This is a genomic window from Halarchaeum acidiphilum MH1-52-1, assembly GCF_000474235.1.
Lineage (GTDB): Archaea > Halobacteriota > Halobacteria > Halobacteriales > Halobacteriaceae > Halarchaeum > Halarchaeum acidiphilum.
In genome coordinates this window covers 1-19,521 of record NZ_BATA01000018.1, presented here as the reverse complement: position 1 = coordinate 19,521, position 19,521 = coordinate 1, and the positions used below count along the sequence as shown (strand labels likewise).

General features: G+C 69.4%; 20 protein-coding genes and 2 pseudogenes. 10 read left to right on the top strand and 12 right to left on the bottom strand.

The annotated features are described in order from the left end of the window. Positions 1 to 85: 85 nt before the first annotated feature. Positions 86 to 469, bottom strand: a pseudogene (locus AOZ13_RS15645) (MmgE/PrpD family protein); the annotation flags it as partial. Between the two features lie 265 nt (positions 470 to 734). Then, on the bottom strand, positions 735 to 1,655 hold the full coding sequence (gene rnz, locus AOZ13_RS05005; RefSeq protein WP_021779986.1) for a ribonuclease Z: 921 nt from the start codon (positions 1,653 to 1,655) through the stop codon (positions 735 to 737). Between the two features lie 166 nt (positions 1,656 to 1,821). Between rnz and AOZ13_RS05000 the strand changes: the two genes are divergently transcribed. Together AOZ13_RS05000 and AOZ13_RS04995 are read left to right on the top strand one after the other, a co-directional pair. Then, positions 1,822 to 2,832 (top strand): AAA family ATPase, encoded by a 1,011-nt coding sequence (locus AOZ13_RS05000; protein ID WP_020222500.1) that lies wholly within the window; start codon positions 1,822 to 1,824, stop codon positions 2,830 to 2,832. A 31-nt stretch (positions 2,833 to 2,863) separates the two neighbouring features. Next, positions 2,864 to 3,268, top strand: coding sequence for a hypothetical protein (locus AOZ13_RS04995; RefSeq protein ID WP_148286766.1), 405 nt, complete (start codon positions 2,864 to 2,866; stop codon positions 3,266 to 3,268). Here the strand turns inward: AOZ13_RS04995 and AOZ13_RS04990 are convergent. Continuing rightward, complete coding sequence (locus tag AOZ13_RS04990; RefSeq protein WP_021779985.1) at positions 3,265 to 4,233, bottom strand: TIGR01177 family methyltransferase; 969 nt, start codon at positions 4,231 to 4,233, stop codon at positions 3,265 to 3,267. The genes AOZ13_RS04995 and AOZ13_RS04990 overlap by 4 nt on opposite strands. Positions 4,234 to 4,347: 114 nt before the next feature. Between AOZ13_RS04990 and AOZ13_RS04985 the strand changes: the two genes are divergently transcribed. Further along, positions 4,348 to 4,908: a TATA-box-binding protein gene (locus AOZ13_RS04985; RefSeq protein ID WP_021779984.1), complete on the top strand. Its 561-nt coding sequence runs from the start codon at positions 4,348 to 4,350 to the stop codon at positions 4,906 to 4,908. Between the two features lie 227 nt (positions 4,909 to 5,135). Continuing rightward, a complete protein-coding gene (locus AOZ13_RS04980; protein WP_020220988.1) occupies positions 5,136 to 5,510 on the top strand; it encodes a hypothetical protein in 375 nt (124 codons plus the stop codon). Here the strand turns inward: AOZ13_RS04980 and hisG are convergent. Further along, the gene (hisG, locus tag AOZ13_RS04975; RefSeq protein ID WP_020220987.1) at positions 5,499 to 6,347 is read right to left on the bottom strand and encodes an ATP phosphoribosyltransferase; all 849 of its coding nucleotides are present in this window, start codon (positions 6,345 to 6,347) and stop codon (positions 5,499 to 5,501) included. The two genes, AOZ13_RS04980 and hisG, sit on opposite strands and share 12 nt — an antisense overlap. Before the next feature lie 132 nt (positions 6,348 to 6,479). On the opposite strand from hisG, the gene AOZ13_RS04970 reads away from it, so the two are divergent. Beyond that, positions 6,480 to 7,769, top strand: coding sequence for an amidohydrolase (locus AOZ13_RS04970; RefSeq protein WP_021779982.1), 1,290 nt, complete (start codon positions 6,480 to 6,482; stop codon positions 7,767 to 7,769). A 63-nt stretch (positions 7,770 to 7,832) separates the two neighbouring features. Then, positions 7,833 to 9,116, top strand: a complete 1,284-nt coding sequence (locus AOZ13_RS04965; protein WP_020220985.1) for an adenosylhomocysteinase — start codon at positions 7,833 to 7,835, stop codon at positions 9,114 to 9,116. A gap of 70 nt (positions 9,117 to 9,186) precedes the next feature. Here AOZ13_RS04965 and AOZ13_RS04960 read toward each other — a convergent pair whose 3' ends face one another. From AOZ13_RS04960 to AOZ13_RS04950, 3 genes are read right to left on the bottom strand one after another with little or no spacing between them, the layout of a single operon-like run. After that, complete coding sequence (locus AOZ13_RS04960) at positions 9,187 to 9,600, bottom strand: hypothetical protein (RefSeq protein WP_020220984.1); 414 nt, start codon at positions 9,598 to 9,600, stop codon at positions 9,187 to 9,189. 47 nt (positions 9,601 to 9,647) lie between these two features. Beyond that, complete coding sequence (locus AOZ13_RS04955; RefSeq protein WP_020220983.1) at positions 9,648 to 10,253, bottom strand: RPA family protein; 606 nt, start codon at positions 10,251 to 10,253, stop codon at positions 9,648 to 9,650. A gap of 1 nt (position 10,254) precedes the next feature. Further along, a complete protein-coding gene (locus tag AOZ13_RS04950; protein WP_020220982.1) occupies positions 10,255 to 11,184 on the bottom strand; it encodes a replication protein A in 930 nt (309 codons plus the stop codon). Between the two features lie 142 nt (positions 11,185 to 11,326). Here AOZ13_RS04950 and AOZ13_RS04945 point away from each other — a divergent pair, with 142 nt between their 5' ends. Then, a complete protein-coding gene (locus tag AOZ13_RS04945; protein WP_020220981.1) occupies positions 11,327 to 11,602 on the top strand; it encodes a DUF7091 family protein in 276 nt (91 codons plus the stop codon). Continuing rightward, a pseudogene (locus AOZ13_RS04940) lies at positions 11,596 to 12,595 on the top strand (mannose-1-phosphate guanylyltransferase). Before AOZ13_RS04945 ends, AOZ13_RS04940 begins: the two are co-directional and overlap by 7 nt. A 22-nt stretch (positions 12,596 to 12,617) precedes the next feature. Here AOZ13_RS04940 and AOZ13_RS04935 read toward each other — a convergent pair. Further along, a complete protein-coding gene (locus AOZ13_RS04935) occupies positions 12,618 to 13,403 on the bottom strand; it encodes an SDR family oxidoreductase (protein WP_020220979.1) in 786 nt (261 codons plus the stop codon). 185 nt (positions 13,404 to 13,588) lie between these two features. On the opposite strand from AOZ13_RS04935, the gene AOZ13_RS04930 reads away from it, so the two are divergent. Beyond that, complete coding sequence (locus tag AOZ13_RS04930; protein WP_049933853.1) at positions 13,589 to 15,703, top strand: hypothetical protein; 2,115 nt, start codon at positions 13,589 to 13,591, stop codon at positions 15,701 to 15,703. 68 nt (positions 15,704 to 15,771) lie between these two features. Here the strand turns inward: AOZ13_RS04930 and AOZ13_RS15245 are convergent, their stop codons facing one another. The 4 genes from AOZ13_RS15245 to AOZ13_RS04910 all read right to left on the bottom strand — a co-directional run bounded on the left by AOZ13_RS15245 (position 15,772) and on the right by AOZ13_RS04910 (position 18,971). Beyond that, the gene (locus AOZ13_RS15245; RefSeq protein WP_020220978.1) at positions 15,772 to 15,906 is read right to left on the bottom strand and encodes a DUF7503 family protein; all 135 of its coding nucleotides are present in this window, start codon (positions 15,904 to 15,906) and stop codon (positions 15,772 to 15,774) included. Positions 15,907 to 16,070: 164 nt separating this feature from the next. Continuing rightward, positions 16,071 to 16,541, bottom strand: coding sequence for a TRAM domain-containing protein (locus AOZ13_RS04925; protein ID WP_020220977.1), 471 nt, complete (start codon positions 16,539 to 16,541; stop codon positions 16,071 to 16,073). Positions 16,542 to 16,606: 65 nt separating this feature from the next. Next, entirely contained in the window at positions 16,607 to 17,722 is a 1,116-nt protein-coding gene (locus tag AOZ13_RS04920) for a helix-turn-helix transcriptional regulator (protein WP_020220976.1), read from the bottom strand. 622 nt (positions 17,723 to 18,344) lie between these two features. After that, the gene (locus AOZ13_RS04910; protein ID WP_021779976.1) at positions 18,345 to 18,971 is read right to left on the bottom strand and encodes a methyltransferase domain-containing protein; all 627 of its coding nucleotides are present in this window, start codon (positions 18,969 to 18,971) and stop codon (positions 18,345 to 18,347) included. A gap of 104 nt (positions 18,972 to 19,075) precedes the next feature. On the opposite strand from AOZ13_RS04910, the gene ahaH reads away from it, so the two are divergent. Further along, on the top strand, positions 19,076 to 19,408 hold the full coding sequence (gene ahaH, locus AOZ13_RS04905) for an ATP synthase archaeal subunit H (RefSeq protein ID WP_081641596.1): 333 nt from the start codon (positions 19,076 to 19,078) through the stop codon (positions 19,406 to 19,408). Positions 19,409 to 19,521 lie beyond the last annotated feature (113 nt).

The following is a 19,521-nucleotide window of genomic DNA, read 5'->3' as shown; positions in this document are numbered from 1 at the left end:
CGGTGGCGAGCGCGCCGAGGACCGGGTGACCGTCGAAGGGATCGTCGGGACCCGCGACGCCCGCGGCGGCGAGCGACGCGCAGGTGCCCCCGGCGCGGGCGGCGAGCGGGCCAGCGGCGCCGTCGGCGTCGAACGACGCGTGGTTGGCGACGGCGAGCGCGACGGCGTCGCGGACGCCATCCGCGGGGAGGGAGCGGGCGCGTGCCGCCCCGCAGGCGGCGGCGACGAGCGCGTGGATCGCCGGGTCCCATCCCCGCTCGCGGGCGGGCGCGTGCCACGCGAGTTCGCCGTGGACCTCGTAGGTCGCGGCGAGGGCGGCGAGGAGCGTCTCGCCGTCGGCGTCGGCCGCCTCCGCGGCGGCGACGACCGCGGGGACGGCGTGGCTCGGGTGGCTCGGCCCGTCGGGCGCGAGGAAGGCGTCGGCGGCGTCGGAGGTACGGACGCATGCGGCGTTGTGGAGGGCGGCCGCCGCCGGCCCGGAGCGCGCCGAAGCCGCCCAGCGCGTGCAGACGTCGCCCCCGCCTCGTCGGCGACCGCGCTCGCGCCGCGCGCGGCCGCATCGGGTCGGGCGCCGCGACGGCGAGCGCGTCGAAGAGGCGGCGTTTCGTCGCGTCCGCGACGGCCGCGGGGAGGTCGTCGTACGTCACGTCGGCGACGAAGGCGGCGATATCGGCGGCGGTCGTCATGTCGGACCGTGGGGGCGGCGAGGGGAAAACCGACACGGAACGCCGCGCCTACCGGTACGGGACGTCGATCGTGAGGCCGTCGTGTGCGAGGAGGGTCTCGCCGTCGTGTTCGGCCGCGGCGTCCGCCTTCAGCGCGCCGACGTTGCCGCCGTACCGCGAGGAGATGTGCGTGAGCGCCAGCCGCTCGACGCCGGCCTCGCGGGCGAGCCGACCGGCTTCGCCGGCCGTCGAGTGGGCGGTCTGCCGGGCGCGCTCGGCGTCGTCGTCCGCGAACGTCGCGTCGTGCACGAGGAGATCCGCGCCCGCTGCGGCGGTGGCGACGGCGTCGATGGGGCGCGTGTCACCCGTGTAGACCACCGTCCGTCCGGGCCGGGGATCGCCGACGACCTGCTCGGGTTCCACGACCGTGCCGTCGTCGAGTTCGACGGGGGTGCCCGCGTGGAGCTTGGAGAACTTCGGGCCGACGGGGACGCCGAGTTCCTCCGCGCGCTCGCGGTCGAAACGGCCCTTGCGATCGTCCTCGACGAGCGCGTATCCCACGGAGCGCGTCCGGTGTTCGGTGCGGAACGTCTCGATCCCGTACGCCTCGCGATCGAGGACGGTCTCGCCCGCTGCGACCTCGTGGACGTCGAGTCGAAACGAGGGGGTGGCGCCGACGGCGGTGACGAGATCGCGGATCTGATCGCCCGTCCCGCGGGGGGTGTAGACGTCGAGCGGGCGATCGCGGTCGTTGAAGTCCCACGTCTGGACGAGGCCGGGGAGTCCGAGGACGTGGTCGCCGTGGACGTGCGTGAGGAAGACCGCGTCGACGTCGAAGCCCGTGCCGTAGCGCATCATCTGGCGCTGCGTGCCCTCGCCGGCGTCGAAGAGGAAGGCGTCGCCCTCCCGGCGGAGGTGGAGCGCGCTCGGGTTGCGCTCGACCGTCGGGACGGCCCCGCTGGTGCCGAGGAAGGTCGCAGAGAGGGTCATAGCCACAGAAGGGGGCGGGTGGCGTAAACCGCCTTCGGAACGGTCGAGGCCGGTTCACGTCTCCCGCCGCGATCGCGAGCGGTGAGGGCGCGGTGACCGCGTCCGCCTACGACCCGCCGGGCACTAACCGTCCCTTTCTTTGCCGGGCGAACGGTAGTGATGCGCGATGGACGCGCCGCTCTGGACCGACACGCACGCGCCCGCGATCGACGACCTCCCACAGGAGTCGGTCCGCGATCGGCTCCGTAACGCCCTCGACGAACCGCAGAACCTCGTCGTCCACGGGCCGGTCGGCGCGGGGAAGACCGCGGCGGTCCGCGCGCTCGCCCGCGAAGCCCACGCGGACGCCGAGAACGATCTCGTGGAGATCAACGTCGCGGACTTCTTCGGGATGACGAAGCGGGAGGTGAGCGAGGACCCCCGCTTCGCGCGCTTCATCACGCCGAAGCGCCGACGCAACTCCTCGAAGGCCGACCTCATCAACCACGTCCTGAAGGAGTCGGCGAGCTACGCGCCCGTCTCGGGCGACTACAATACGGTCCTGCTCGACAACGCCGAGGCGATCCGCGAGGACTTCCAGCAGGCCCTGCGGCGCGTGATGGAACAGTACCACGAGGCGACGCAGTTCGTGCTCACGACGCGCCAGCCGACGAAGCTCATCCCGCCGATCCGCTCGCGCTGCTTCCCCGTCTCCGTGCGCGCACCGACGGACGCCGAGACGGTCGCCGTACTGGAGTCGATTCTCGACGACGAGAGCGTGGAGTACGACGCGGACGGCGTGGAGTTCCTCGCCGGCTACGCGGACGGCAACCTCCGGAAGGCCATCCTCGCCGCGCAGACGACCGCGGAGGAGGCGGACGCGGTGACGATGGACGGCGCGTACGAGGCCCTACAGGACGTCGGATTGGACGAGGAACTGCGGGGGGTGCTCGACGCCGCGGCGAGCGGCGACTTCACGGACGCGCGCTCGACGCTCGACGACCTCCTCGTGGACGAGGGATACGAGGGGGCCGAGCTGCTGCGCGAGCTGCTGCGCGTCGGCCGATCGAAGTACAGCGGCGACGAGCTCGCCGAACTCCACCGGCTCGCCGGCGAGATCGAGTTCGACCTGAACACCGGGACGAACGACCGCGTCCACCTGTCGCGACTCCTCGCTGAACTGGGGCGGGACGCGTGAACCGGATCGACGCGGCGACCAGCACGAACAGATGTCAGAACCGATGACGGACGAGAACGACGACGCGAGCGGGCGCGGCTGGCTCCGTCGCGCGGGACGGAGACTTGAGACCGCCGTCGTCGGCTGCATCGCGGCGCTCCCGTTCGCTGTCGCGTTTCTCCCGGTGCTCCCGGGTGTCGTGGCGGTCGCGCTCGTGCTCCTGAGCGGGGCGATCGCCGTCGCCCTCGTCGAGACTGGCCGTCTGCCCGTCTCCTACGGGGGGTTCTTCCGATGGGCGCTCGCGACCGGCGTGCTGAGCTACGCGGGGTGGCAACTGGCGCGGCTCGACGTGCCGCCGAGCGAGACCGGCGTCGCCGTCGGCTGTTGGATCCTCGGCGCGCTCCTCGCCGTCGCGGTCGCGAACTATCGGCGCGTCTGGACGCGACTCACGGCCTAGGCGAGGACGAGGATCGTTCGCGTGAGCGATCGGTGGACGCGACGCTCGAAGCGTTCGCGCACCGTCCACCCCGCGTCGGCGGCCGCGTCGCGCCAGTCGCGATCGGCGACGAGGACGCATCGGCCCGCGGCGACGCGTCGCACCTCGGCGAGCGCGCCCGCGACGAGATCGTCGAGGCGGTGGGTCTCGATCTTCGATTGGCGACCGTACGGCGCGTCGAAGACCGCGCAGTCGACGGCGTCGTCTCGGAGGGCGAGTCTGGTCGCGTCCCCGCGGACGAGGGCGTGATCGTCGAGGTAGCGATCGAGGTTCTCCCGGCTCCCGCGGACCATCTTCTCCTGTGCGTCGTTGCCGACGACGTCCGCGCCGACGAGACCGGCCTCGATGAGCACGCCGCCCGTCCCGCACATCGGATCGAGGAGCGTCGCGTGGCGATCCACGCCCGCGAGGTTCACGCAGGCCCGCGCCAGCAGCGGGTCCATGCTCCCCGGCTGGAAGAACGGCCGATCGGTCGGCTTGCGCGTCCCGTAGTCCCGGGAGGAGGAAACGGCGTGCCAGCCGAGACAGCAGACGCCGTCGCTGAAGCAGGCGCGGAGTTCGTGGTCGGGATCGTCGAGATCGACCGAGAAGCCGCGGTCGACGAGCGCGCTTCCGAGGGCGCGCTCGGCGCGCTGGGTGTCGATACCGGTGGTGTTGCGGACGTCCCGGGCGCGGACGGCGACGCTCCCCACGCGGTCGATCCCGTTCGCGTCGAGGGCGGCGACGGCCGCGTCGATCGTCGCGTCCGTCCGCGCGAGGAGCGCGTCCGCGTGGCGGGTGTAGGCGAGCGTCCGCACGCCCGCCGGATCGACGTCGGCGGCAACGGCGAGGCCGGGCGCGATCCGTTCGACGTCGGTAGCGGCCCCGGCAGCCGCCTCGGCGGACGCGAAGGCGTCGTCCTCCCCGGCGAGTTCGAGGCAGTACACGGGCGGTCTCGGGCGGCCACGACCCTCGTTCTGTCGGACGACCCGGCGATATAAGGCAGTCGGTGTCGGGACCGCCAACCTTTATAAAGGTTAAATACGACTTAAAGACGAAGGATGACCGACCCAAAGGAAACCATCAACATTGAAAACGTGGTCGCGTCGACGGGCATCGGACAGGAGCTCGACCTGCAGTCCGTCGCGATGGACCTCGAAGGGGCGGACTACGATCCCGAGCAGTTCCCCGGTCTCGTCTATCGCACGCAGAACCCCAAGAGCGCCGCGCTCATCTTCCGCTCCGGCAAGATCGTCTGCACCGGCGCGAAGAGCACCGAGGACGTCCACGAGTCCCTCCGCATCGTCTTCGATAAGCTCCGCGAGCTCGACATCAAAGTCGAGGACGAACCCGAGATCGTCGTCCAGAACATCGTCACGAGCGCCGACCTCGGTCACCAGCTCAACCTCAACGCCATCGCCATCGGTCTCGGTCTCGAAAACATCGAGTACGAGCCCGAGCAGTTCCCCGGTCTCGTCTACCGCCTCGACGGTCCCGAGGTCGTCGCGCTCCTCTTCGGCTCCGGCAAGCTCGTCATCACCGGCGGGAAGGAACCCGAGGACGCCGAGAAGGCCGTCGACAAGATCGTCTCGCGGCTCGAAGAGCTAGGCCTGCTCGAATAGTACCTTTTGCTGCGCGCGCTTCGCGCGCTGACAAAAGCTACGCTAAAAGCCGTCGGCACCCCCTATCGGGGGTTCCTCGGCCTCGCCTCCGGCGAGTGAATCGGCGACCTACCGGGTTCTTCGAACCGCTCGGTCGCCGAACGCTAGAGTTTCGTCACTGGCTCCGTCGGTTACGGGGCCGGAAACTCGGGGGCATCGTTTTCACCTTCGCGCCGGTATTAGTGGGTATGCCGCCCTCGTATCGCCGGCAGGCGTTCCGATCGAGCGCCCTGATGGTCGTCGTCTCCGCCGCGCTGTTCGCCGCGAGCTACGTGCTCGCGCCCACGACGACGCTCGCCGCCGTCCTCGGCGTCGCCTGCGTCGCCGTCCTCGCCGCCGTCCTCACCGACCGCCTCGACGACCGCTACGGTCTCGTCTGGCTCGGCCTCGGGGGCGCGGCGGCCCTCGTCTACCTCAGCCCGGACGCCGCGAGCCTGCGATCGCACGCCATCTCCCTCTGCGCCGTGGCGATCGGCAGCGCGCTCCTGTGGTTCGTGCCCGCGAAAGCGGCGGCACTCGGCGAGCGCGTCGGCGATCGACTGCGGGAGTGGCTAGCGCACTAAGCGCTCGATCTCGGTGACGAGGACGTCGCGCGCGCCGACGTCCTTCAGTTCGGCGACGGTGGCGAAGACGTCGCGTTCGTCGACGACGGCGTGGACGGCGACGCTCTCCTCGCCCTCGACGTCCATCACGGTCGGGCCGCCCATGCCCGGAAGCACCTCCTCGACGGCGGGACGGTCCGATTCGTCGACGTTCAACATCACGTAGCGTTTGCCCGAGGCGTCGAGGACGGAGCGCAGCGCGGTGGCGACGCGCTCGACGTCGCGCGTCTCGGCGACGTCGTCGCGAGCGAAGAGGCGCACGGAGGAATCGAGCACCTCGTCCACGACGGCGAGGTGGTTCATCCGGAGGGTCGTCCCCGTGGAGGTGATGTCGACGATGGCGTCGGCCATCTCGACGTGCGGGGTGAGTTCGGTCGCGCCCGTCACCTCGACGACGTCCACGTCGATTTCCCTCCCGTCGAAGTAGCCCGCGGTGACGGTCGGGAACTCGGTGGCGACGGTCCGGCCATCGAGATCGTCGGGGGTCTCGATCTCGCCGTCCTCGGGAGCGGCGAGGACGAGGCGACACGAGCCGTATTCGAGATCGAGGAGGTCGCTGACGTTCTCGACGCGCGACTCGCGGTGCTGGTCGTAGCCGGTGATGCCGAGGTCGGCCGCGCCGTCCGCGACGTACTCGGGGATGTCGGCGGCGCGCGCGAACAGCACGCTCACGTCGGGGTCGACGGTGTCGGCGTAGAGTTGGCGGTCGGAGCCGGCCTCGACGGCGAGACCCGCGCGATCGAGGAGGTCGAGCGTCGGGTCGTGCAGGCGGCCCTTGTTCGGGACGGCGATCTTCATGCGAATAGGTGGCAGAGGGGGGCCTAAGGTGTGGTGGTCAACCCCGGCGAGGGCTAACACGACGGACGAACGGCGACCATCGGTCGCCCGGCGAACCGACGGATTGAGGCGACGCCGGCCGAACTGACGGGTATGGCCACGCTCCGTATCGCGGGCGGTCGCGTCCTCCACCCGGATCTCTCGGTGACCGAGGGCGACGTGCTCGTGGACGACGAGTCGGGCGAGATCGTCGCGGTGGGCGACACCGGCGACGGCGACGAGACGCTGGACGCCGCGGGCTGTCTGGTGATGCCCGGCCTCGTGAACGCGCACTGCCACGCGGCGATGACGCTCCTGCGGGGGTACGCGGACGACAAACCCCTCGAAACGTGGCTCCGAGAGGACGTTTGGCCGGTCGAGGCCGAGCTGACGGACGACGACATCCGTGCGGGGACGGAACTGGCGCTCGTCGAACTCCTGAAGTCGGGGACGACGGCGTTCGCGGACATGTACTTCTCGATGCCCGAAGTGGCCGAGGCCGTCGCGGACGCGGGCCTGCGCGCCCGGCTGGGCCACGGCGTCGTCGGCGTCGGGAAGGACGAAGACGACGCGCGCGCCGACCACGAGGAGAGCCTCGCCTTCGCGCGCGAGTACGACGGGTACGCGGACGGTCGCGTCCAAACCATGTACACGCCGCACAGCCTCACGACGGTCGACGAGGCACTCCTGCGCGAGTACGTCCCCGCGGCCCGCGAGGCCGGCGTCCCCCTGCACTTCCACGCGAACGAGACCCGCGACGAGGTCGATCCGATCGTCGACGAGCGCGGCGAGCGACCGCTCGAATACGCCGACGACGTCGGGATGCTCGGTGAGTCGGACTTCGTCGCGCACGGCGTCCACAGCGACGCGGCGGAGATCGCGTTGATCGCCGAGCGCGGGACGGCGGTCGTCCACTGCCCGGCGTCGAACATGAAGCTCGCGTCGGGTGCGGCACCGATCCCCGCATACAGACGCGAAGGCGTGACCGTCGCGCTCGGGACGGACGGCGCGGCGTCGAACAACGATCTCGACCTCTTCGACGAGATGCGCGACGCGGCGATGCTCGGCAAGCACGCGGCGAACGACGCGAGCGCCGTCCCCGCGGAGGCGGTCGTGGAGATGGCGACGGCGGGCGGTGCGGACGCCCTCGGTTTCGACGCGGGGCGGATCGCGGCCGGCAAGAAGGCCGATCTCGCGGTCGTCGACTTCGAGGCGGCGCACCTGACGCCGACGCACGACGCCGTCTCGAACCTCGCGTACGCGACGCGGGGGAGCGACGTCAAACACACCGTCTGCGACGGCGACGTGCTCGTGCGCGACCGCGAGGTGCTGACGCTGGACGAGGACGCGGTACGCGAGCGTGCCACCGAGCGCGCCCGCGATCTCGTCGCTCGGGCCGAGTGAGAGTCCGAGGACGACACGCGCGGTATCCGAAGCGTTTTCCACCCGTCCCGTCGAGTCACGCGTATGGACACGGCCGCACCTATCAGCGACCGCCTCGACGACCTCGACGCACACGTCGAGGAGGGTCGCCGCAAGATGGACTGGGCGCTCGAACACATGCCCATCCTCACCGCCCTTCGCGAGCAGTTCGAGGCCGGCGAGCCGCTGCGCGACCACCGCGTCGGAATGGCGCTTCACGTCGAGGCGAAGACCGCCGTCCTCGTCGAGGCGCTCGCGGACGCGGGCGCCGAGGTCGCCATCACGGGCTGCAACCCGCTCTCGACGCACGACGACGTGAGCGCGGCGCTCGACGCTCACGAGAACATCACGTCGTACGCGAAGCGCGGCGTGGACGACGAGGCGTATTACGAGGCGATGGACGCCGTCATCGCGACGGAGCCGACCATCACCGTGGACGACGGGGGCGACCTCGTCTTCCGCATCCACGAGGAGTACCCCGAACTCATCGAGGACATCGTCGGCGGGACGGAGGAGACGACGACCGGCGTGCATCGCTTGCGCGCGATGGATCAGGAGGGCGCCCTCGACTACCCGATGTTCAACGTGAACGACACCCCGATGAAGCACCTCTTCGACAACGTGCACGGCACCGGGGAGTCCGCGCTCGCGAACATCGCGATGACGACGAACCTCGCGTGGGCGGGCAAGACCGTCGTCGTCTCGGGGTACGGCTACTGCGGCCGCGGCGTCGCGAAGAAGGCCGCCGGCCAGAACGCGAACGTCGTCGTCACCGAGGTCGACTCGCGGCGCGCCCTCGAGGCCCACATGGAGGGCTACGAGGTCATGCCGATGGACGAAGCGGCCAAAGTCGGCGACGTCTTCGTGACGACCACGGGCAATCGCGACGTCATCACCGAGAAACACTTCGAGGTCATGCAGGACGGCGTCGTCCTCGCGAACGCCGGGCACTTCGACGTCGAGATCAACCTCGAGCAGCTCTCCGAGCTCGCCGTGGACGAGCGCGAGGCCCGCGAGGGCGTCCGCGAATACGAACTCCACGACGGCTCGCGCGTGAACGTCCTCGCGGAGGGCCGTCTCGTCAACCTCGCGAGCCCCGTCGCGCTCGGCCACCCGGTCGAGGTCATGGACCAGTCCTTCGGCGTGCAGGCGGTCTGCGTGCGCGAACTCGCCGAGCGTGGAGGCGAGTACGACGCGGGTCTCCACTCGGTGCCGGACGAACTCGATCGAGAAGTCGCGGAGACGAAGCTCGACGCGGAAGGGATCGAGCACGACGTGCTCTCCACCGCGCAGGAGGAGTACATGGGATCGTGGCGGCACGGGACGTAGGCACGCTGGACGCGCCGCTCAGCGCGTAGCGCTCGACGGACGAGACGATCGACGGACGAGACGATCGACGCTAGCCGAGGCGGAACGATTCCTCTTCGCCCTCGCTCTCGAGGTCGTCGAGGTGGACGACGTCCTCGACGTTCTCGACGTCCGCTGCGTCCTCCAGTTCGTCGCGCAGGGCGTTGATGTACGCCCTGTGCTCGTCGAGTTGCTCCCGGAGGTGTTCGGCTTCGAGTTCGAGGCGTTCGTGCTCGCGAACGAAGCTCTTCGGGACTTCGACCTTCGGCGGGAACTCGTCACCGACGTCCTCCCCCACGTCGTCCGTCGGGACCACTTCGACTCGGCCGTCGTGGGCGACGAGCGCGTCGACGTAGTCGCGGAAGACGGCGGACAACGAGAGATCGCGCTCCTCCGCGATGTCGCGGAGCGCGTCGAAGGTGTCCTCGTTCACGCGGAACGAGACGGTCTTGTTCTTGTTGCCCATACGGATGGAAGCCGAGAGAGGGCCTTAAGCCTTCGTCAGACGATCGCTCAGGCGACCTCGGCCGTCTCTTCCTCTTCGTCCGCGGTCTCGTCGAGGGATTCGAGGGCGTCGATGGCGGCCCGCTTGTAGCGCCGGAGCGGGAGGTCGTACTCCTCTTCGACGCGGCGGGCGTACTCGTTCCCCTCCTCGTCGAAGGTCCCGATGCGTTCGAGGGTGCGTTCGGCCGTTTCGACGACCCACCGGTCGCGCGTCGCGGTGCCGACCTCGGTGATGGATTCGGGGCGCACGGAGACGTTGATGGTCCCGTCCTCCGTCTCGTAGGTGCGGGGCTTTCCGACGATGGCGACGTAGGCGGGCGTGTCGAGTTCGCGGAGCGCGCTCGCGGCGTCCGGTTGGTACTGGCCGGCGTAGACGAAGAACGTCCCGGTCGGGTCGACGACGCGACCGCGCCAGTACTCCGAGTCCTCGCCGACGTCCTCGGTCTCCGTCAGAGTGCCGACGAGGAAGACGCGATTCGCCTTCTCCCCGGTGGGGAGGAGACTGTAGAGCGGCGCGCGCTCGTCGTCGGATTCCTTGAACGTGAACGTGGCGTCGTTGAACTCGTCGGCGAAGACGCGGCGGGCGACTTCGCGCGTGGGTGCGGATTCGGACATCTTACATCGACCTCGCTTTGATCAGCACCGATTCGCCGTCGACCGGATCGTTCAACTCCTCGATGTCGTTCGCGAGGACGTAGCGCCCGAGCGTCGGGCCGCTCACGCGGTAGTACGTCCCGAGAAGCGTCTCGCGCATCTCGTCCGCGACGACGGTCGTGTCGAGGGCGTCCATCGCCTGCTGTTTCGCCTCTTCGAGCGTGACGCCCGTGAGGTCCGTCGTCGCCTCCTCGTTCAGGATGATCTCGTGGACGTCCGTCCCGTCGTCGAGGACGCCCTTGATGCGGAGGTCGAACTCGCCCTCGACCTCGCCGTGCTCGCTGCAACGGCCGTTCTGGAGGACCCGCGTGCAGTCCTCGTGGGGGCAGCGCTTGATGAGGCCGCTCCCGGACTGGATGTCGACGAGCGCGCCCTCGACGGTCGTCTCGTCGTCGCCGACCTCGATGTCCTCGTCCAGTTCGGCGATCGTGGTCGTGCGGTTGAGCTTCACCGAGTAGCGTCCCTGATACTCGTCCGTGACGACGTTGCCGAGGTGGTACACCTGCCCCTCCTCGACCTCGTCGAGGTCGGAGGCCGCCCACTTCGTGAACTTGATCGTGCCGGACTCGTCGCCGAGCAGGCCGACCTGCGCGACGCTGTCGCTGCGGGGTTCCCAGAGGTCGACGACTTTGGCCGTGATGTCGACCCACTCGTCGGGCGCGTCGACGTCCGCGGCCTGCACCGTCGGATTGCCGCCGCGACCGAGTTCGTCGCGCTCGATTCCCGCCTCGTCCAAGTAGTGGCTCTCGACGGAGCGTCGTGCCTCGTCGAGCGGGATCTTGTACTCCTCGACGTAGCGTTCGAGGCGCTCTTCGATCTCCTCGACGTCGACGTCGAGATGCTCCGAGAACTGGTCGTGTAGCTGCTGCGCGGTCTGCTGTATGTCGCTCATAGTCGGGTTTCCGTCTCCGCGTGTGTTTCGGTGGGAGACGCCCCGAGATACGCCCTACCGCCGTATAAACCCTCGCGTACCGCGGCGAAAGTGGTCGGGCGCGTGGCACAGATCTATACCCGCGGGAACGCTACGGACGCGCATGAGTGAGGACGACGCCGAGGGGTTCGTCGGCCGGCTCGCGCGCTCCGCGGGGCGGCGCTACGCGGAGACCGTCACCGCCTATCGCGAGGGACGGACGGCGGGTGACCTGCCACGCGACGACGCCGGTCGCGTCCGCATCGTCTGTCGTCGCCACGCGGAGAAGCGCGCCGTCGCGCTCGACGAGGCGGGGCGTCCGGCGTGTTACGACGCCGACCACCCCGCCTGTGAGGGCTGCCTCGAAGACCTCCGGGACGGGCAGGTGGAGTCGTGGTGAGCACGGTCGCCGTCCTCCTCGCCGGGGGGACGGGAACCAGACTCTACCCGGCGAGCCGGAGCGACCGGCCGAAGCAGTTCCTCGCGTTCGGTGACGACGACCGCTCGCTCCTCCGGCGCGCCGCCGACCGCGCGGCGTTCGCGGACGAACTGTACGTCGTCACGCGCGACGCTTCGCCGACGAGGTCCGCGACCACGTCCCGGAAGCCGCGGTACTCACCGAGCCGGCCGCGAAGGACACGGGACCCGCGCTCGCCTACGCCAGCTACCGCGTCCGCGAGCGGGTCGGAGACGCCGTCGTCTGCGCGCTCCCGGCCGATCACGTCGTGGGCGACGGCTTCCGCGACGCCGTCCGACGCGGCTGCCGCGTCGCCACCGAACGCGACCGTCTCGTCACCTTCGGCGTCGAACCGGATCGCCCGGCCACCGAGTACGGCTACGTCGAACCCGACGCGAGCCACGGGAGCTACGCTGACGTCGCCGACTTCTGCGAGAAGCCCGATCCCGAGACGGCGGCGGCCCTCGTGGACGCCGGCTGTCTCTGGAACGCCGGGATGTTCGCGTGGCGCCCCGACGTCTTCCTCGAAGAGGCCGGGACCGGTCCGCTCGCGCCCCTCGTGGACGCCCTGCGCGAGGGCGATCCCGAACGCGGCTACGCGGCCGTCGATCCCGTGAGCGTCGACTACGCGGTCATGGAGCGCACGGAGCGCGCCGCGGTCGTTCCCGTCGAGTTCGCGTGGGACGATCTGGGTTCGTGGGACGCCCTCGAACGGCTCCTCGGTACCGACGCCGACGGGAACGCGCTCGCGAGTGACGCCCTCACGCGGGACGCCGCGGGAAACGTCGTCGCGAGCGACGACAAACACGTCTCCCTCGTCGCGTCGACGATCTCGTCGTCGTCGCCTACGACGATCGAGTGCTCGTCGTGCCGAAATCTGAGAGCCAGCGCGTCCGCGACGTCGTCGCCGCGCTGCGCGCGGACGACGCGTTCTGATCCGCCTCTCGCCGTCCGCCCCCTACTCCAGCAGTCGCCCGCCGTCGATCGGGAGCGAGACGCCGTTAATGTAACTCGCGCGCTCGCTCGCGAGGAACGCGACGACGTCGCCGAGTTCGCGGGGCGCGCCGACGCGATCCATCGGGACGCCGGTCGCCTTGTCGGCGAGACCGGTCTCGTAGTCGGCGTACTCGTCGCGTTCGACGCTCTGCTCGACGAGTTCCTCGATCCGCGGCGTCTCGAACGGTCCCGGCATGACGGCGTTCGCGCGGACGTCGGGCGCGAGTTCGACCGCCAGCGTCTCCACGAGTCCGATGACGCCGCGTCGGACGGCGTTCGAGAGCACGAGACCGCCGATCGGCGTCTCGACGCTCGTGGACGTGATCGCCGTGACGGTGCCCGCGTCGCTCTCCGAGAGGTGCGGATGGGCGGCCTTCACGGCGCGAACGGCGCTCATCACGAGTAGGTCGTACGCGTCGTACCAGTCCGCCTCGTCGATGTCGAGGAACGGACCGGACGGCGGGCCGCCGGCCGAGAGCACGAGGTGATCGAGTCCGCCGAAGGTCTCCACCGTCGCGTCCACGAGCGCCTCCACGTCGTCGGGATCCGTGATGTCGGCGCTGACGCCCTCGACGTCCCCGGTGGCCTCCCCGCGGACGTCCTCAATCGCGGCGTCGAGTCGTTCCTCGTCGCGCCCGCAGAGCACGACGTTCGCTCCCTCCGCGGCCAGCGCGGTCGCGGACGCCTTTCCGAGGCCGCTCGTGCTCGCCGTCACGAGCGCCGTCTGATCGTCGAGTTCGAAGTGCACGTCCGTTCGATCAACGTCCCACCACAAAAGCGATTCTCCCGCGTTCCGACAGCCGGTCCCTCCGTAACGTTTGAATCGGTGGGCGTCGTCACCTCTCCCGTGAGCGTTACGCCAGTGGGTCGAGCGCGGACCCGCCGGGCGCCAGCGTCTCGGGACCGTTCCGAACGGCGGGGTGGCCGGCGGTGGTGAACGTCGAGTTCGAGCGCGTCGACGGCGGCCTCCGGATCCACGACCACATCGAGTCCGTGACGTACGAGATCGGTCTCGACGCCGCGTCGGTCGAACCCGCCGACACGGACGCGTTCCGCGTCCCCCTGACGCGCGCCGTCGACGTCACCACCGACGAACTCGTCTTTCCGACCCTCTCCGGCATCTTCGTTCACGAGGGCGACCGGGTGACTCTCGACGTCACCCCCGGCGAACGGGACGATCGAGGCCCCGGCACGTACGAGATCGACGTCTCCGCCGTTCGGCTCAAGCTCTACGTCCGCGTCGAGGACGCGCCACTCTCGGTGGATTCGACGGGCGACCGGACCGTCGTCGACTTCGGTGGACCGACGACCGTTCGGATCGGCGTCAGATCGCTCCACGAGCATCCCGCCGGAACGGTGACGATCACCGACACGCCGCGTGACCTGATGCGCGCCGTCTCGACGTTCGGCTCGGCGATGAAGACGACGAGCCCCGAGCGATCCTTCCCGACGATGCGGGGCCATCCGCCGACGATCGAATGCGGTGACTCGTTCGACGCTCCGGCCGATCTCGCGCCGCCCGATACCGACGTCCGCATCGAGGTGCCGGAACGATACGAGGACGTCTACGCCGTGTCCACGCTTGCGTACTACCTCTGTGCGACCGTCGTTCCGGGATCGTCTCCGCGGGTCGTCGCCGGTGGTCGGTCGTTCGCGTTCCCGTACGACGACGTCTCGCGCTCCGCGAACGCGCTCCTCAGACACTGTTTCACGCTCGACTGCGTCGTCCGGACGGAGGGACTCTATCCGGTCGATCTCGCGGAGCGCGACACCGTCACCGAGCGCGCCGACCTCGATCTCGCCGCGCTCTACGAGCGCCCGCTCGCGGCCCGGACCGCCGCGTACCTCGACGTCCCGCTCGCCGTCACCGACGGCGTCTTCGCGTGGCACCTCACCGCGGACGTCGAACCGTCGATCGATCGCGCCGAGTTGCTCCCCTACCTCGTCAACGACCTCCCCTTCGTCCGCTCCCCGGCGCCCGACGCGGATGTCACTGCGACGGCGCCGGATCCGACGACCGTCTCGGAGTTCTTTCGAGGCACCGACGTCGACGCGTTCGTCCGCTCCGCGCGCCCCGACGACGTGGACGACGCCCGCGCGATCGACTCGAATCACGAGGCCGGCGGGCGCGTCGTCTCGCCCGTCGACGCGGAGACGGTGGGGCACGCGTGGATCGGCGAGGACTATCCCCGCGGCGCCTCGAAGCCGACCGTCGAATCGTACCGCCGCCGGATCGATCGGACGGTCGCGGAGGACACCGTCATCGACGTCACCGTCGTCTGCAACGACCCGGAGATGCGCGAGGAGGCCGCGAACCTCTACGGCTTCCGCGACATGATCGACTTCGACATCGAGACGCACTTCGACCTCACGGTCGCCGAGACCCGCGCGGCGCTCGAATCCGAGACCGACTTCATCCACTTCATCGGCCACATCACCGAGGACGGGGTTCGCTGTCGCGACGGGACCCTCGACGCCCGTACCCTCGACGCGGTACACGCCGACGCCTTCATCCTGAACGGCTGTCGCTCGTACGCGCAGGGGATGGCGCTCGTGGACGCCGGCGCGCTCGGCGGCGTCGTCACGCTCGCGGACGTCTACGATCGCATCGCGACGACAGTCGGTCGCTCGGCCGCGCGCCTCCTCGACGCCGGCTTCGACCTCCACGGCGCCCTCAACGTCGCCACGGAGAACGTCGCCGCCGGTTCGCACTACACGATCGTCGGGAACGGCGGCGTCACGCTCTGCCAATATCCCTTCGGCTGTCCCAAGGTCGCTGTCGTTGACTCCGATGAGATCAACTCGGAGTCGCTCACCGTCTCGATTCGCGACTACATTACGCGTGATGTCGGACCGGGGACATTCACCTCACCAATCGTGACCGACTCCCCTATCCGCTATCTCTCCAGTCCCGCTGATCACGAGTTCGACCTCTCGCATCAACAGTTCGACGAGGTCCTCTCTTCGGGCCGTGCGCCCTTGCTCGTCGACGGAGAACTCCATTGGAGCGACGAGATTGACGTCTCAATCCTCTCTGAACGGACGTAGCTAGTCTCCTTCTGTCTCGTAGAAAAGCACCGCGTGTCGATGTCGTCGAGATCGTATCCGTGGCCGATTTACGGCCCGTAGAACGTCGTCCCCCACATCGCCGCCGAGTTGCCGGCGGACGCGAGCAGGAGTACGAGCGTGAACAGCGCGCCGATCATCCGCGGGTTCTCTGCGAGGTACGTCGTGATGTCCTTCTCAGACATACACGAACCGTGTTCCGCGCCGGTAGAGAATTTATCTCATATGTTATGGAATAAAATCAAGGTAATTTTCGAGTGATATTCGGATCGATGCGGACGGGTGGCTATCGACCCGGTAGCGAACGTCGCAGAAGACCGTCGGGCGCCGTGCCCACTCGCTCGCGGCGCTACTGTCCCCAGAAGTTCTCGCGGCTCCCCAACCGCTCGCGTGTGGGGCCGGTGTCGGACTCCTCGTCGGTGTCACCCGACTCGTCTTCGTCCGTCTCGCCCTCGCTCGCCTCGTCCTCGCTCGCCTCGTCTTCCCGGGGGAGCTTCTCGACGAGATCCGCGCGGGCGTAGTTGGACTTCACGGTCGTGATCGTGGCCTTCACGCGCGCCGGCGGGAGCACGCCGTCGACCATCACGATGAACCCCGTTCCCTCGTGGCGGCCGACTCCGGCCCCCGACTCGTGCATGTCGTCGACCTCGATGACGACTTCCTCGCCCGGGACGACCGGTGCGGTCTTCAGATCCTCGATGGGCTGGTTGTAGTGCTGACACCAGTCCATGCCGCCGCGATCGCCGAGGTGCTGGCATCCCATGCCCGAGATGCGTTCCTGAAAGTTCGGACATTCGTCCGCGAGTGGACACTCTGCCATGACCGTGGCTAGCCCCGGCGAACGCAAAACGCTATCGGACGCTCGTACTCGCTGGACGCGCGGTCTCAGCGCTCCTCTCCGCCCTCGTCCGGGAGCGAGATCAGGTTCTCCCTCCCGATCCGAAGCTTCTCCACGCGGCCCGCGTCGGCCATCGACGAGAGGAGCTGTGAGACCTTCGCGTCCGACCACTTCGTCTCGGAGACGATGTCCCCCTGCTTCATCCGACCGCCGTTCTCCCGCAGGAGACGTTCGACGCGCTCCTCGTCGCTCAACAGCTCCGCCGGTTCCGTATCCGCGTCCGTGGACTCCCCGCGCTCGCCCGTCGGCTCCGTTTCGTCCGAGGCCGCGCCCTCGACGTCGGTCGCCGACGGAGGCGGACCCGACGGCTCGGACTCGGACGGTTCTGCGGATGCGGGTGCCGTCTCCTCCGTCCCGTCGCCACCGCCGCCCCGGACTTCGAGGCTCCCGCGACCGCCGAATCCGCGCCAGACGTACGCGCCGACGATACCGGCGATGAGCGCGATAAGGACCAGTCCGCCGACGGGGAGCCACGGGATCCCGGCCCCCCTGACGAACACCGCGCTCGGCCCGCCGCTCTCGAACGTCTGGGGGCCGCGCCACGTGAGCGCACCGTCGGTGAGCTGCGCCGACGGGCGCGCGCTCTCGGCCTGATAGCCGTCCGGCGGGTAGAGCCGAAGCGTCTGCGCGTCGCGGAGATCACCGAGCCATCCCGACGCGAAGACGTCATCGACCATGACGCGTCCGTCGGTGACGTTCGCGAAGTGCGTCCACGTGAACCCGAGCGTGAGCGTCCCGATCGCCGTCCCGTTCGATCGCTCCTCGACGTCGTGAGTCCGGGTCACGGCGGTGATCTTCATCGATCGATTCGTTCGCGCCGACGCCGCTTTCGCCGCCGTGCGGAACACCGCCGGTGACGGCCCGACGTCGCCCGATTCGAACTCGCTCGATAGCTGCTCGAAGCCGTCTCGATCCGCCGAGTCGTTGAGATCGTAGTTGATCGAGACGCGCCACTGCGCGTCCCCGTTCGGTTGGACGTGCGCACCGAGGACGACGTTCGCGGTGCCGGGCGCGTCACCGTTCGCGGCGGCGACAGTCCCCGCCGGCGGGGCGACGAACGCGAGGAGGGCGACGGCGAGCACGAGAAGGGCGGCGTGCCGCATGGTCAGTTTCGGGTGGAGTCCCCGATGGCAAAACGCTTTCCATACCCCGTTACGGCGCCGTACGCGCGTCGTCGTGGTGTCTGCCGCGAACGCGGGTGGGGGTGGGGGTGGGGGTTCTTCACCGAAGCCGGCGACACCGTACGACCGTGCCAGAACGCACTCGCGCGATCGCGCCACTCGTCGGAACCGTCGTCCTCCTCGCGTGCTGCGTCGCGCTCTGCGGGATCGTCGCGGCCTCGTTCGCCGGAGCCGGTTCCGACCTCACGGCGCCGACGCCCGCCGTCTTCGCTCTGAGCGCGTCCGCCGACGGGACGGTGGACCTCGTCTACCGCGCCGGTCCCCCGCTCGACGTCGAGGGCCTCGACGTCTCCGTCACCGTCGACGGTCGCCCGCTCCGCCAGCAGCCGGCCGTCCCGTTCGTCGGTGAGCGGGGGTTCGACGGCGCGCCGACCGGCCCGTTCAACGCCGCGGCGGACTCGACGTGGCGCGCGGGCGAACGCGCCGCGTTCCGTCTCGCCGGGACGAACGACCCGCAACTGCGCGCGGGCGATCGCGTCGTCGTGCGGATCGCTCGCGACGGCGTGCCCCTCGCGACCGTCCGGACGCGGGTCGCACACTCGACTCACGCGTCGTCCGGAACGCGCGCGAGCGTCGTGATGGCCACGTCCGGCTTGTACGATGGACCCATCGTTCGATGCTCGAAGCGCTCGAAGCCGGCCTCGCGGAACATCCGGTCGGCCTCGGCCTCGTCGTAGAAGAGCATGATCGCGTCCGCGAGCTTCTGGAAGAGGGTCGAGCGCGGGTAGTTCGGGCCGACGACGAGCACTTTCCCGCCCGGCTTCGCGACGCGGCGGAACTCGCGGAGCGCGACCACGGGGTTCGGCCAGTACTCGATGGAGCCGGACGACCAAATCGCATCGAAGCTGTCGTCGGCGAACGGGAGGCGCTCCGCGTCGCCGAAGGTGAACGAGACGGGGTCGCGCTTCCCGAGCTTCGCCCACGCCTTCTCCAGTTGCCCCTCGCTCTGATCGAGCGCGTAGACGTCGTCCGTGTACCGGAGGAGTCCTTCCGTTCCGAACCCGGTGCCGCAGCCGACGTCGAGGACGCGGTCCGAGTCGTCGAGCGCGAGCATGTCGAGGGCCTCCGCGCGCATCTCCTCGTTCCAGATGAACGGGTTGATGCGATCGTACACCGTCGAGAGGTACCGGTAGAAGAGCCGGGCACGCCCTTTGTCTTCGAGGACTCCCATCCTCGAGCTATTGCGCGGCGCGGACCATAAGTTCCTGTCTTTCGGACGCTCGTCCCTTTCGCAACTACCTTATACGCGTTCGTTCAATTCCAACCCGTTAGCCCATGCCGAGGCCAGAGGTTCTAGAACGGATTCAGGAGGCCGAGCAAGACGCCGACGACATCGTCGCCGACGCCGAGCAAGCCCGGGAGGAGCGCCTCGCCGAAGCCCGGCAGCGGGCCGACGAGATACGTCAAGAGGCCGAAGAACGTGCGACAGAGCTGAAGGAGGAACACCTCGCCGAGGCTCGCGAGGAGGTCGAAACCGAGCGCGAGCAGATCATCGAGGAGGGCGAAGCGGAGCGCGAACGGCTCCGCGAGACGGCCGCGGAGCACGAGTCCGAGGCCGTCGAGTACGCCCTCACCCAGTTCGAGGAGGCGGTGCATGCTCAGACCTGAGCGGATGAGCAAGGTGTCCGTCACGGGCACCAAGAACGTCATCGAGGACGTCATCGAGGTCACGCACGACCAGCGCGTCCTCCACCTCTCGAACTACGACGGCGGGATCGAGG